General features: G+C 62.0%; 9 protein-coding genes. 8 read left to right on the top strand and 1 reads right to left on the bottom strand.

Translation table 11 applies throughout. The features are described from left to right. Positions 1–10: 10 nt before the first annotated feature. From BUB69_RS23355 to chrA, 4 genes are all read left to right on the top strand, one after another. Positions 11–1,366, top strand: a complete 1,356-nt coding sequence (locus BUB69_RS23355) for a TolC family outer membrane protein (RefSeq protein WP_073171200.1) — start codon at positions 11–13, stop codon at positions 1,364–1,366. A gap of 30 nt (positions 1,367–1,396) precedes the next feature. Then, entirely contained in the window at positions 1,397–3,553 is a 2,157-nt protein-coding gene (locus tag BUB69_RS23350) for a type I secretion system permease/ATPase (protein WP_073171373.1), read from the top strand. A gap of 13 nt (positions 3,554–3,566) precedes the next feature. Further along, the gene (locus tag BUB69_RS23345; RefSeq protein ID WP_073171197.1) at positions 3,567–4,895 is read left to right on the top strand and encodes an HlyD family type I secretion periplasmic adaptor subunit; all 1,329 of its coding nucleotides are present in this window, start codon (positions 3,567–3,569) and stop codon (positions 4,893–4,895) included. An 80-nt stretch (positions 4,896–4,975) separates the two neighbouring features. Further along, positions 4,976–6,163, top strand: coding sequence for a chromate efflux transporter (gene chrA, locus BUB69_RS23340; RefSeq protein ID WP_073171193.1), 1,188 nt, complete (start codon positions 4,976–4,978; stop codon positions 6,161–6,163). 48 nt (positions 6,164–6,211) lie between these two features. Here the strand turns inward: chrA and pap are convergent, their stop codons facing one another. Beyond that, positions 6,212–7,708 carry a polyphosphate:AMP phosphotransferase gene (gene pap, locus BUB69_RS23335; RefSeq protein WP_073171189.1) on the bottom strand — a complete coding sequence of 499 codons (1,497 nt, stop codon included), beginning with the start codon at positions 7,706–7,708 and terminating at the stop codon, positions 6,212–6,214. 150 nt (positions 7,709–7,858) lie between these two features. Here pap and mnmC point away from each other — a divergent pair, with 150 nt between their 5' ends. The 4 genes from mnmC (at position 7,859) to BUB69_RS23315 (ending at position 14,159) form a co-directional block, all read left to right on the top strand. Continuing rightward, positions 7,859–9,841: a bifunctional tRNA (5-methylaminomethyl-2-thiouridine)(34)-methyltransferase MnmC2/FAD-dependent 5-carboxymethylaminomethyl-2-thiouridine(34) oxidoreductase MnmC1 gene (mnmC, locus tag BUB69_RS23330; protein WP_073171185.1), complete on the top strand. Its 1,983-nt coding sequence runs from the start codon at positions 7,859–7,861 to the stop codon at positions 9,839–9,841. Positions 9,842–9,954: 113 nt separating this feature from the next. Further along, positions 9,955–10,623, top strand: coding sequence for an ABC transporter ATP-binding protein (locus BUB69_RS23325; RefSeq protein WP_073171182.1), 669 nt, complete (start codon positions 9,955–9,957; stop codon positions 10,621–10,623). Position 10,624: 1 nt separating this feature from the next. Next, entirely contained in the window at positions 10,625–13,093 is a 2,469-nt protein-coding gene (locus BUB69_RS23320) for an ABC transporter permease (protein WP_073171179.1), read from the top strand. Then, on the top strand, positions 13,083–14,159 hold the full coding sequence (locus tag BUB69_RS23315) for a lipocalin-like domain-containing protein (RefSeq protein ID WP_073171175.1): 1,077 nt from the start codon (positions 13,083–13,085) through the stop codon (positions 14,157–14,159). The genes BUB69_RS23320 and BUB69_RS23315 overlap by 11 nt, the downstream gene beginning before the upstream one ends. The last annotated feature ends 66 nt before the right edge of the window (positions 14,160–14,225 follow it).

The following is a 14,225-nucleotide window of genomic DNA, read 5'->3' as shown; positions in this document are numbered from 1 at the left end:
GAAGTGCCTCATGCGCGATTTAACTCCGCTTTACAGTGCTGTTGTCCTGGCGGTGGCCTGTGCGCAAGCGCAAGCCATCTCATTGACCGAAGCCATTCAAAGCACCCTCGACACTCACCCCGAAGTGCAGGCGGGCAAGCATGAACGCTTGTCAGCCGACGAGGAACTGAACGTGGCCAGAGGCGGTTATCTGCCGGTGGTCGACGCCATCGCCGCCTACGGCAGACAAAAGAGCGACAGCCCTGGCACCCGCGCACTTTACGGGCATAACACTGATGCCCTGACCTACACCCAGTCGGAGCTGCGCCTGCGTCAATTGCTGTTCGATGGGTTCAACACCCCCAACGAAGTCGGCCGCACCCAGGCAGTGGTCAACTCACGGGCGTATTACGTGCAAGGCACCTCGCAAAGCCTGGCCCTGCGCGCTGTCGAGGTGTACCTGGAAGTGCTCAAGCGCCGCGAACTGCTGACGCTGGCAAGAAACAACCTGCAAGCGCACCTGCGCATCAACGACCAGATCAGCCTGCGCAGCGAGCGCGGCGTCAGCAGCCTCGCCGACCGCGATCAGTCATTGGCACGCCGGGCGCTGGCGCAGAACAACTATTACACCGCCCAGGTCGATCTGGCAGACGCCGAAACCAGCTTCCAGAGCGCTGTGGGACGATTGCCGGACGAGCTGGAAACACCCCCGTCGATCAAGGGCGAAGTGCCGCTGAGCCTGAGCGATGCCCAGCAGAGCATGTTGCTTAACAACCCTTATCTGAAGTCGGCGCAGGCCGATGTGCAGGCGGCCGAAAAGCAGTACGAAATCGCCAAGGCACCGTTCTATCCACGCTTCGACGCCGAACTGGCGGTCGGGGCCAACGATAACCTGCAAGGCGAACGCGGCCACGACAACCAATGGCGTGCTGCCGTGGTGATGAATTACAACCTGTTCAACGGCAACCGCGACACGGCGCGCATGCGCTCCAACGCGCACAAGGCCGGCCAGGCGCTGGACATTCGCAACAACGCCCTGCGCATGCTCAACGAAAACATGTCACTGGCCTGGAATGCCATGAGCAACGCCCGCCAACAGACACCGATTGCCCATGACTACGTTCAATCGACCACACGCGTACGCACCGCCTACCAGGACCAGTTCGGCCTGGGCCAGCGCAGCCTGCTTGACCTGCTGGACAGCGAGAACGAGCTGTACAACGCCAGCCGCCGCTACACCGAGGTGCGCTACACCGAAGAACTGGCCATGTACCGGGTGCTGGCCAGCGAAGGTGAACTGCTGCGCAAACAGCGTGTAGTGCTGCCCGCCGAAGCGCTAGCGCTGACCGAGGTGCAGAGCGATGCCCGCCTGCCCGCACTTAAATAATCCATGGCAGGGAGCACGCCCTTGAACAGTCTGCATAGGCCTGACGCCGTCACTCATGAGGCATCGTTCACCGATGTCGACGACCCGCTGCTCGACGGCCTGCTGCTGCTCTGCCAACTGCATGGCAGCACCCACAGTCGCAGCAGCCTGAGTGCCGGTCTGCCGCTCCACAACCAGCGGCTGGAACCATCGCTGGTGCCACGGGCCGCCGCCCGGGCGGGTTTGCAGGCGCGCTGGCTGCGGCGCAGCCTGAATCACATCGACTCATTGAACCTGCCCGTGCTGCTGTTGCTGAACGACCAGCGTTGCGCAGTGCTGGTGCGTCGGGATGAAACCGGGCGTCTGCTGATACTGCCTTCGGAAAACCAGGGCGGCGAACAGTGGATCGAGCCTGACCAGTTGGCGCAGCACTACACTGGCCAGGCGCTGTTCGCCAGCCCGCGCCATGAACTGGAACAACTGCGCTCGCCTTTGCTGCCGCGAGTGACGTCCTGGTTTCGCGACACCGTAAAACGTTCCCGCAGGCTGTACGGCGACGCGATTCTCGCCAGCCTGCTCATCAACGTGCTCGGCCTGATGGTGCCGCTGTTTGTCATGCAAACCTACGACCGTGTGGTGCCCAATCAAGCCACGGCAACCTTGTGGGTACTGGCCATCGGTCTATTGATTGGCACCCTGTTCGAAATGGGCCTGCGCCTGATTCGCGCCCGGCTGCTGGATCAGGCGGGCAGCAAGACCGACCTGATTCTGTCCGCAACGCTGTTCGAGCGCATCGTCGGCATGAACCTCAAGGCACGTCCGGCGACCATCGGCGGCTTCGCCCAGAGCATTCATGACTTTCAGGGGCTGCGCGAGTTTCTGACCGCCGTGACCCTGACCAGCCTGATCGACCTGCCCTTCGCACTGCTGATGCTGGTGGTCATCGGCCTGCTGGGCGGCTGGCTGGTGCTGATTCCGCTGCTGGCCTTTCCGCTGACCATCGCCTTTGCCTGGGCAATCCAAGCGCGTCTGCGTGACACCGTGCAGGCCAGCCTGAGCCTGGGTGCCACCCGGCAGGCCCTGCTGATCGAAACCCTCGGTGGGCTGGAAACGCTCAAAGCCTGTAACGCTCAGGGCGAGCGCCAGCATCAGTGGGAAAGCACCCACGCCGCCCTGACGCGCCTGGACAGCCACGCCCGACACCTTGCGGCGCTGGCCAGCAACGGCACGCTGTTCGTGCAGCAGTTCTGTGGCATGGCCACGCTGGTGGCCGGGGTTTACAGCATTATTGGCGGTCACCTGAGCGTCGGCGCACTGGTGGCGACTTATATGCTGGGCAGTCGAGTGCTTGCGCCACTGGGGCAAGTCGCAGGCCTGATCACCCGTTATCAACAGGCACAATTGACGATGAAAAGCACCGATGCATTGATGGCACTTCCTCAAGAGCACGATGCCTGCGCACGCCCGTTGCAAACGCCGCCCCTCAAGGGCGCTGTGAGCGCCAGCAACCTAAGGTTTGCCTACGAGCCAGCGGGTGCGGCAGCACTGAACGGCATCCGCTTCAGCCTGGAGCCGGGAGAACGTGTCGGCATCATTGGCCGCAGCGGCTCAGGCAAAAGCACCCTGGCGCGATTGCTGATGGGCTTTCATACGCCGGACGAGGGCCAGGTGCTGCTGGACAATCTGGACCTGCAACAGCTGGACCTCAGCGAACTGCGCCAACAGATCGGTTACGTGGCCCATGACCTGTCGCTGCTGGCAGGCAGTCTGCGCGACAACCTGACCCTGGGCGCACGGCAGGTCAGCGACACACGGATGCTGGAAGTCGCACGCATGACCGGTGTCGACGACCTGGCGCTGCGTCATCCTCGCGGCTTCGAAAGGCCCGTGGGCGAGCGCGGCCAGTTACTTTCCGGCGGGCAACGTCAAAGCGTGCTGCTGGCCCGCGCGCTGTTGCTGGACCCGCCCATCCTGCTGCTCGACGAACCCACCAGCCACATGGACAACGCCAGCGAAGAACACCTGCGCCAGCACCTGCATCGGCTGATCCCTGGCAAGACCCTACTGCTGATCACCCATCGCCCGTCGATGCTGACGCTGGTCGACCGTCTGCTGGTGCTGGAGAACGGCCGACTGATTGCCGACGGTCCCAAGGACGCTGTTATCGACGCACTGCGCAAGGGCCAGACCGGCCCGGCGCCGGTTTGAAGGAGGATGGTCCATGAGCACACCCGGTAGCCGTCACGCTGAACACGCCTTTCTGCCCTATCGCTATGCCGCGCTGGCCGAGCACTCCTCACGCGCTATGAGCCTGACCGTGTGGATTGCCGCCGCACTGCTGCTGACCGCCCTGCTCTGGGCCCGGTTCGCGGTGCTTGAAGAAGTCACCACCGGTGAAGGCAAGGCTATTCCATCGAGCAAGGTGCAAGTCATTCAGAACCTGGAAGGTGGGATCGTGAGCGAGATTTTCGTGCGTGAAGGTCAGGTGGTGAGCAAAGGCGACACCTTGCTGCGCCTGGATGACACGCGCTTCATGTCCAGCCGCGGTGAAAGCGAGGTGGACCGCCTGACCCTGACCGCGCAAGTGGAGCGGCTGGCTGCCGAAGCCGAAGGTCGCGCGCTGACACTGCCCGCCGACGTGACTTCCAGCGCACCACAGGTGGCCGCCGACGAGCAGGCGCTGTATCAATCCCGCCAACGGCGACTGGCCAGCGAGCAGCGCACACTCAATGAGCAACTGCGCCAGAAGACTCAGGAGCTGGCCGAGGCTCGCTCCAGGCAAGAGCAGTTTCGCAACAGCCTGGGGCTGGTTCAGCAAGAGTTGGACATGTCAGTTCCCCTGGTCGGCTCAGGCGCTGTATCGCCCGTGGAAATCCTGCGCCTCAAGCGCAGCGCTGTGGAGATTCGGGGCTCGATGAACGCCAATACACTGGCCATTCCGAGGGCCGAGGCGGCGATCAGTGAAATCAGGAGCCGGGTACAGGAATCGGAACTGGCGTTTCGCGCCGACGCTGCCCGCGAGCTCAACGAAAAGCGCAACGACCTGGCCAGAATCAGCGCTGGCCGCATCGCCATCGATGACCGCATGAGTCGCACGACTGTGATGTCGCCGGTGCGCGGCATCGTCAAGACGCTTAACGTCAACACCATCGGCGGTGTGGTCCAGCCCGGCAGTGATCTGCTGGAAATCGTGCCGCTGGAAGACAACCTGCTGATCGAAGCGAAAGTGCGCCCTCAGGACGTGGCCTTCCTGCACCCAGGCCAGAAAGCCATGGTCAAGTTCAGCGCCTACGACTACACGCTTTACGGCGGCCTGCCGGCGCGGCTGGAGCTGATCGGCGCCGACACCATCACCGACGACAAGGACAACAGCTTCTACCTGATCCAGGTGCGCACCGACAGCAACCACTTGGGCAGCGCCAGCAAACCGCTGCTGATCATCCCCGGCATGATCGCCACGGTAGACATCATCACGGGCGAGAAAAGCGTGATGGATTACCTGCTCAAGCCCGTGCTCAAGGCCAGGGCCGAGGCACTGCGCGAGCGGTGAACACTCGCGCGTCACAGACTTTGTTTTCGCCGGGCGGACCCGTCATGATCCAGGTTCCGACATCGAATCGACGTTTAGTCATGCCTGCCGAAGACTCCCGTAGCGCCTGGTCGATCTTCCTTGTGTTCCTGCGCCTTGGCCTGACCAGCTTCGGTGGGCCGGTCGCGCATCTGGCTTATTTTCGCGAAGAGTTCGTGATACGACGGGCGTGGCTGAATGATCGCAGCTACGCCAGTCTGGTTGCCTTATGTCAGTTTCTTCCGGGGCCGGCGAGCAGTCAGGTGGGCATGGCGCTGGGCCTTTCACGGGGTGGCTATCGCGGAGCGCTGGCCGCATGGTGCGGGTTTACATTGCCCTCTGCGATCATCCTCACGCTGCTGGCGCTGGGCGTGACGAACGACCATGCGCTTGTGCCTGAAGGCATTTTGCAGGGTCTGAAGATCGTGGCCGTCGCCGTTGTTGCACACGCGGTGTATGGCATGGCCCGCCAGCATTGCACCACTCTATCAAAAATCGCCTTGGCACTCATCGCAGCCAGCGTGGTGCTGCTGGTGCCACTGGCATGGACACAGATCGCCGTCATCGCCGTTGCAGGTCTCGTGGGTATGCTCTTGTTCAGGCCCGGCTTACCCCTGAATGCCGATCATTTACCGACGCCCATCAGCCTTGAAGCAGGCGCTGGCTGGCTGATCGCGTTCGTCTCGCTTCTGCTGGGTTTGCCACTGCTCAGCACGCTATTCCCCAGCCAGACCCTGGCACTGATCGAAAGCTTTTATCGCGTCGGCTCGCTGGTTTTCGGCGGCGGCCACGTCGTACTCCCTCTGCTGCAGAATGAAGTCGTCCCCAGTGGGTGGGTCAGTCATGAAACCTTTCTCGTCGGATACGGTGCGGCCCAGGCTGTACCAGGCCCACTGTTCACGTTTGCGGCGTATCTAGGGGCGTCAATGTCGGTGCCACCCACTGCCTGGACGGGGGCATTGATCGCCCTGCTGGCGATTTTCGCGCCCTCTTTTCTGCTGGTGGCAGGTGCCTTGCCTTTCTGGAACCGGCTTCAACATAACCGCCGCATCCAGGCGGCCTGCTTCGGGATCAATGCGGCAGTGGTCGGGGTGTTGCTTGCCGCCCTGTATCGCCCGGTCTGGACCAGCGCCATTGAAGGGCCTCAAGACATCGTCCTGGCCCTACTGGCGCTGGCCGCGTTGCTCTGCAAGGTAGCCCCATGGCGCGTCGTGATACTCAGCGCCATGGCGGGTGGATTACTGGGGTGAGTTCAGACTCAGACTGCCTGTCGTGAAGCCGTCGCTCAACTGCCGGACTTACTTCTTCTTGTCCTTGGCAAACGCCGCCTCCAGCGCTTCGTTGAGGGTGCGCAGCACCTTGACCCTTGCCCAGCGCTTATCGTTGGCCTCGATCAGGGTCCAGGGCGCGATCTCGGTGCTGGTGCGATCCACCATTTCACCCACGGCCTGCCGGTATTGCGGCCACTTCTTGCGGTTGCGCCAGTCGTCCTCGGTGATCTTGTAACGCTTGAACGGGATCTTTTCACGTTCCTCGAAGCGCTTCAGTTGGGTCTGTTCGTCAATTGCCAGCCAGAACTTGACGACCACCACGCCAAAATCGGTGAGTTGCTCTTCGAAGTCATTGATCTCGGAATAAGCACGCATCCAGTCGGACTCGCTGCAGAACCCTTCAACGCGCTCCACCAGCACTCGCCCGTACCAGGAGCGGTCGAAGATGGTGAACTTGCCGCGTGCCGGAATTTGCCGCCAGAAGCGCCACAGGTACGGCTGGGCGCGCTCGTCCTGTGTAGGCGCGGCAATCGGCACGATGGCGTACTGCCGCGGATCCAGCGCAGCCGCGACACGACGAATCGCCCCGCCCTTGCCGGCCGCATCGTTGCCTTCGAACACGGCCACCAGCGCATGACGCTTCATGCGTTTGTCGCGCAGGTTGCCAGACAGGCGCGCCTGTTCGGTGATCAGCGCTTCCTTGTAGTCGTCCTTTTCAAGACTCAGGCTCAGGTCGAGGCTGTCCAGCAAGGTCCGCTCTTCACTATGACTGGCCATCGGGCCTGCACTTTGCGACTTGGGTTCAGGTTCGACCTTGTTCAGCGCCGCCTGCATGCCTTCAAGCAACAAACGCCCGACGGTCAGGCTGCGGTAGTTGGCGTCCACCCCTTCGATCACATGCCACGGCGCATATTCCCGGCTGGTACGGCGCAACACACGCTCACCGAACCGCACGAACTTGTCGTAGGTGCGCGACTGCTGCCAGTCCAGCGGACTGATGCGCCAGCTGTGCAGCGGGTCATCCTTCAGGGTCTTGAGGCGCAACTTCATCTGTTTTTTAGACAGGTGGAACCAGAACTTGAAAATCACCGCGCCTTCATCGCAGAGCATCTTTTCCAGACGTTCCGCGCCACTGATGGCTTGGTCTAGCACTGCATCCTTGAAACGACCATGGACCCGACCCTGCAGCATCTGGCTGTACCAGTTGCCGAAGAAAATCCCCATGCGCCCCTTGGCGGGCAGTTGTCGCCAGTAGCGCCAGACCGGCGGATGGGCCAGTTCTTCGTCGGTCTGCTGGTCGAACGTACGCACTTCGATGTAACGCGGGTCCATCCACTCGCTGAGCAGCTTGACGGTCTCGCCCTTGCCCGCGCCTTCGATGCCGTTGATCAGCACGATGACCTGCCGTCCGGCCTGCTCATGCAGATCGTACTGGGCGTCAAGCAACGCTTCGCGCAAGGCCGGCACGGCGGCCTCGTAGGTTTCGTCGTCGATGGCATGACCGATTTCAGCGGATTCAAACATGCACGGCTCCCTTCAAGATGTGGCCTGGGGATGATGGCCAGATGCAATAGAGACCACTGAATGCCCGCTTGGGTCAATCGGTGCAACAGCAATACCGCTTTTATCCGCGCAGACGGCTAAAATGCCGCCATTGCCAACGCTGAGCCGAACATGACCATAACCCGCCACGCCCAGATCGACTGGGACGAACAAGGCAACCCGCATTCGCGAACGTTTTCCGACGTGTATTTCTCCACCGAATCAGGCCTTGAAGAGACGCGCCATGTGTTTCTGGTGCAGAACGATCTGCGTCGTCGCTTCACCGAGTTGCCCGAAGACGGGCGGCTGATCATCGGCGAAACCGGCTTTGGCACCGGGCTCAACTTTCTCTGCGCCTGGCAACTGTTCGATGAGTGCTCCCGCCCGGGCGCACGGCTGCATTTCGTCAGCGTCGAGAAATACCCGCTGGACCGTGCTGACCTGCAACGTGCACTGGCTTTGTGGCCCGAGCTTGCGGCCTTCGCCGATCCGCTGCTGGATCAATACGTCGCTGTGCACGAGGGCTTTCAACGACTGGTGTTCGATCAGGGACGGATCACCCTGACCCTGCTGATCGGTGATGCGCTGCACATGCTGCCGCAACTGGACGGGCAGATTGATGCGTGGTTTCTGGATGGTTTCGCGCCGGCCAAAAACCCCGAGATGTGGACGCCGGAACTGTTCGCCGAGCTGGCACGACTGTCGACGCCCCACACCACCATCGGCACCTTTACCAGCACCGGCTGGGTGCGTCGCGCGCTGAATGCAGCGGGTTTCAAGATGAAGCGCGTGCCGGGCATCGGCCATAAGTGGGAAGTATTGCGCGGCGTATTCATCGCCTGGCCAGCAGACGCTGCACCCGTGCCTGGCACCAAACCCTGGTTTGCCCGTCCGCCTGTTGTGCAGGGCGAACGCAAGGCACTGGTGATTGGTGCCGGGCTGGCCGGTTGCGCAACCGCCGAGAGCCTGGCCAATCGCGGCTGGCAGGTGAGCCTGCTGGAGCGCCATGCAACACTGGCGCAGGAGGCGTCGGGCAACCCGCAAGGCGTGCTCTATTTGAAACTGTCGGCCCACGGTACGGCGTTGTCACAACTGATTCTCAGCGGCTTCGGCCACACCCGACGCCTGCTCGAACGCTTGCAGCGTGGCGTGGACTGGGACGCCTGCGGCGTGCTGCAACTGACCTTTGACGACAAGGAGGCCAAGCGTCAGGCGCAACTGGCCGCCGCCTTTCCCGAGTCGCTGCTGCAGTTGCTGGATCAGCCTGCCGCCGAAGCGCGCAGTGGCATCGCACTGGCCAGTGGCGGGTTGTTTTATCCGCAGGGTGGCTGGGTCCATCCGCCTGCGTTGTGTGAATTGCAGGCCACGCATCCGAACATCCGGCTGATTGCTCATCATGAAGCCCTGGCGTTGCACCAGGTCGATGGCCAGTGGCAGGCGTGGGATGAACAGCGACTGATCGACAGCGCGCCGATCGTGGTGCTGGCCGGTGCGGCTGACATCAAACAGTTCAAACAGAGCGCCGATCTGCCGCTCAAACGTATTCGCGGCCAGATCACCCGCTTGCCCGAGACGGTGGCCAGCGCAGCCCTGAGCACGGTCGTTTGCGCAGAAGGTTATGTCGCGCCGGCCCGGCAAGGTGAGCACACGCTAGGGGCCAGCTTCGATTTCAACAGCGTCGATCTCACGCCCAACGTGACCGATCATCTGGGCAATCTGCAGATGCTCGAGGAAATCTCCCACGATCTGGTACAGCGTCTGCAAGTAACAGACGTGCCACCCGAGCACTTGGAGGGGCGCGCCGCGTTTCGCTGTACCAGCCCGGATTACCTGCCCATCGTCGGTCCGCTGGCGGACCGGGAAGCGTTTATCGAAGCCTTCGCTGCGCTGGGCAAGGATGCGCGTCAGGTGCCTGACGTCGCCTGTCCCTGGCTGGAGGGCTTTTACGTCAACAGCGGCCACGGCTCACGCGGACTTATCACCGCTCCCCTCTGCGCCGAATTACTCGGCGCCTGGCTCGACAACGAACCGCTGCCGCTGCCCCGCAGCGTCGCCGAGGCCTGTCACCCGAACCGGTTTGCCTTGCGTGGGTTGATTCGGGGCGAGAATAAATAGACGGGTTGTCCTGATAGCGTCCATGCTCTGCGCAGCCGAATGCACCACCCTGTGCGAGGCGCACCCGCGCTCAGCCGCTATTCTTAATCTTGGTACAGCCAGTCGAGCCCCTCATGTTGCAAGTGCGAGATGTCTTCAAGAATTACACCACGGCCCAAGGCCCGGTGGCGGTGCTGCGGGGTGTGGATCTGCAGATGGCGCGAGGCGAGAGTCTGGCGCTGATGGGCGAATCAGGCAGTGGCAAAAGCACGCTGCTGCACCTGATCGCAGGACTTGATCATGCGGATTCAGGCACCCTCGAAATCGCCGGGCAGCGTCTGGACCTGATGAGCGAAAGCCAGCTGGCAAACTGGCGGCGTACGGAAATCGGTCTGGTGTTCCAGCAGTTCAATCTGATCGGCAGCCTCAAGGTCGCTGACAATCTTGCTTTTCAGGCCCGTCTGGCCGGGCGTTACGATGCAGTCTGGCAGGCGCGGCTTGTCAAACGCCTGGGCCTTGATGAACTGCTGGACCGTTACCCCGAGCAGTTGTCCGGCGGCCAGCAGCAACGTGTCGCCATCGGCCGCGCCCTCGCCTCACGTCCGGGCCTGCTACTGGCGGACGAACCCACCGGCAACCTCGACGAGACCACCAGTGAAGAGGTGCTGCAGTTACTGCTGGACTTGCTCGATGACAGCGCAACCACGCTGCTGATGGTCACTCACAGCCCACGCATTGCGGCACGTCTGGCGCGCCAACAGGTGCTGCATCTGGGCCGCCTGGCGAACGAAGGCGAACGCTGAAATGCGGGTGTTCTACTGGACCTTACGCGCCCTGCTCAGCCACTGGCGACGCCATCCTGTGCAGTTTTTCAGCCTGCTGACCGGTCTGTGGCTCGCGACTGCCCTGTTGACCGGCGTGCAGGCGCTCAACAGTCAGGCGCGGGAAAGTTATCAGCGAGCCAGCCAGTTGATCGGCGGTCAGCCGCAGACCCGTATCGAAGCGACTGATGGCAAGCTGTTCTCACAAGAGCTGTTCATTGAAATGCGTCGTCAGGGTTGGCCGGTGTCACCCGTGGTGCAGGGTAGGATCACCCTTGAAGGGCTTGAAGGCCGAACGCTGCAACTGATGGGCATCGAGCCGGTGACATTGCCGAGAGGGACTGCACTGGCGGGCCAGACACTGAACTCGGAACAGGTCGAGGACTTTCTCAAGCCGCCGGGCGCGACCTGGATCGCGCCCCAGACTTTGCAAGAGTTGAACCTCAAGGAAGGCCAGCAGCCGAGGACAGAAAACGGCGTACCGCTGCCGCCCCTTCGCGCGACACCGGACATGGCGCCCGGTCTGCTGCTCACCGATATCGGCTTCGCCCAGCCGCTGCTGGGGGCGAACGCTCAATTGTCCCGCCTACTGCTACCCGAAGGGTTCACGGCGTCGATGCCGGCTTCGCTGGCCGACCAACTGGTGATCAGAAAGGCAGGCGAAGAAAACAACCTTGAGCGCCTGACCGAAAGTTTCCACCTGAACCTCAATGCACTGGGAGTGCTGTCGTTCATCGTCGGGCTGTTCATCGTGCACGCGGCCATTGGTCTGGCGCTTGAGCAACGCCGCAGCCTGCTGCGTAACCTGCGGGCCTCGGGCGTCACGGCCCGGCTGCTGATTACAACGCTGGGCGTGGAACTCGGTGTTCTGGCCCTGTTCGGCGGGATATTGGGGGTGATCAGCGGCTACCTGCTGGCCAGTCTGCTGCTGCCTGATGTGGTCGCCAGTCTGCGGGGGCTTTATGGCGCAGAGGTCGCCGGACAACTGAATTTGAGCCTGTGGTGGTGGGTCAGCGGCATCGGCCTCAGCCTGCTCGGGGCATTGCTGGCAGGGGCCAACAGTTTACTGCGCGCCGCGCGCCTGCCGTTGCTGGCGCTGGCCGATGCGCAGGCCTGGCAGCAGGCTCATGCTCGCTGGCTGCGGCGGCAAGGTTGGGTCGCGATAACCTGCGCAGTGATTGCTGCTGTGGCTTTGTGGCTGGGTGATTCGTTGCTTATGGGATTCGTCCTGATCAGCGCCATACTGCTCGGCGCTGCCCTCGGTCTGCCGGTATTACTGGACAAACTGCTAAGCGCTTTACTCACCCGCAGCCGCTCGGTCACAGGCCAGTGGTTCCTGGCTGATTGCAGACAGCAGTTGCCTGCGTTGAGCCTGGCATTGATGGCTTTGCTACTGGCGATGGCAGCCAATATCGGCGCAGGCAGCATGACATCGGGCTTTCGTGAAACCTTCAACAGCTGGCTGGAGCAACGCCTGACCGCCGAGCTGTACGTGAGCCCGCAAAACCCTGCGCAAGCCGCACCGTTGCAGGACTGGCTGAGCCAGCAACCGGAGATCAACGCGGTGCTGCCGAACTGGCAAGTGCCGGTGCAACTGCAAGGCTGGCCCGCCGACCTGTTTGGCGTGATTGATCACAGCACCTATCGCCAGCATTGGGAGTTGCTCGACGCGTCGTCGGACGCCTGGGGTCAGTTGGTCAATCAGGACACTGTCATGCTCAGCGAACAACTGGCTCGCCGACTGAATCTCAGGCTGGGTGACACGCTGAGCCTTCCCGTCCCTGCAGGACAATGGCCAGTGCGGATCGTGGGCATCTACGCCGATTACGGCAATCCCAAAGGCCATTTACTGGTCAACGCCAGGCACCTGCTTACCCACTGGCCGCACTTGACGCCCATCCGCTTCAATCTCCGAATCGCCCAACCGGCTATCGAACCGCTGGTCAACGCCCTGCGGGAGCGATTTGCGCTGGACGAGAATCACATCATCGATCAGAGCCAACTCAAGCGCTGGTCCAGTCAGGTATTTGAACGCACATTCGCAGCCACCGCGGCACTCAATAGCCTGACCCTGGGTATCGCGGGTGTCGCGCTGTTCATCAGCCTGCTGACCCAGAGCCAGAGCCGGTTGGGGCAACTCGCGCCGCTATGGGCGATGGGTGTGACACGGCGTAGATTGATGCTGCTCAATCTGGGACAGACCTGGATGCTCGCTGCGCTGACCGTGTTACTGGCGTTGCCATTGGGTCTGGCGATGGCCTGGTGCCTGAATGCGGTGATTAACGTGCAGGCGTTCGGCTGGCGATTACCCCTTCGGGTTTTCCCGCTGCAACTGTTGCACTTAATGCTTCTCGCCATGCTGGCGACCCTTTTGGCCTCCGCCTGGCCGTTGTTCAAGCTGCACAGAAGTCGTCCGAGCGACCTGCTGAGGACCTTTGCCCATGAACGTTAAATGGCTGCTTTTGAGCGCGGCACTGCTCTTGGGCGCCTGCGACGACAAGCCGCTGCCTGACGGCGATTTCGCAGGGCTGAGCAACAATGCGGACGCTTATAGCCAGGTCAGGCCGGGGCGCATATTTTCCTTCCCGCAGGACCACGGGCAGCACCCCGGTTTCCGGATCGAATGGTGGTACATCACCGCGACGCTCAAGGACGATAAGGGTCAATCGTTCGGCGTGCAGTGGACCCTGTTTCGCAATGCCATTCGGCCCGGAACCGGGATCGGCAGTGGCTGGAACGACGGCACGATCTGGCTGGGACACGCTGCTGCCACCTCGGCCACCGGGCATTACGTGGCAGAGCGTTACGCGCGTGGCGGCGTCGGTCAGGCCAACGTCACGGCCACGCCCTTCTCCGCCTGGATCGACGACTGGTCAATGAGCAGTGCCACAACGGCTGACGATCCTCTGGCCAATCTGAACCTGACCGCCAGCGGCAAGGATTTCCGCTATCGCCTGAACCTCACCACCACCCGCCCCGTGGTGCTGCAAGGCGATCAGGGCTACAGCCAGAAGTCCGATGCCGGACAGGCGTCGTACTACTACAGCCAACCGTTTTTCGATGCCAAGGGCAGCATTGAACTTGAGGGCAAAACCTATCAGGTCACGGGCGACGCCTGGCTGGACCGGGAATGGAGCAGCCAGCCACTGGCCGCCACTCAGACCGGCTGGGACTGGTTTTCCCTGCAACTTGCGGGTGGTGACCGGTTGATGCTTTATAGAATTCGCCACAAAAACGCTGCGCCCTATGTGACCGGTAACTGGATAGGCGCCGATGGCACTACCCGGTTATTGGGCGCTGATGAACTCAGCCTTGAACCGCTCAAGACCACAATCATCGGCGACCGTCAGGTGCCGACCAGCTGGTCAATCAAGATCCCCGGCAAGCAACTGAACATCACCACCGAAGCGCTCAATCCCAAGGCCTGGATGGGTACGAGCATTCCCTATTGGGAGGGTCCGGTGAGGTTCAGTGGTAGCCAGAACGGCGTAGGTTATCTGGAAATGACCGGGTATTGATCGCGCGCTCCACACTGTCAGCATGGGTTTCAAAATCCTGAACCGCGTCCAGCGAGAACTGTTATT

This window comes from Pseudomonas asturiensis (assembly GCF_900143095.1).
Lineage (GTDB): Bacteria > Pseudomonadota > Gammaproteobacteria > Pseudomonadales > Pseudomonadaceae > Aquipseudomonas > Aquipseudomonas asturiensis.
Note: the sequence above shows the minus strand (reverse complement) of the source record. Positions and strands in the feature narration are given on the sequence as shown.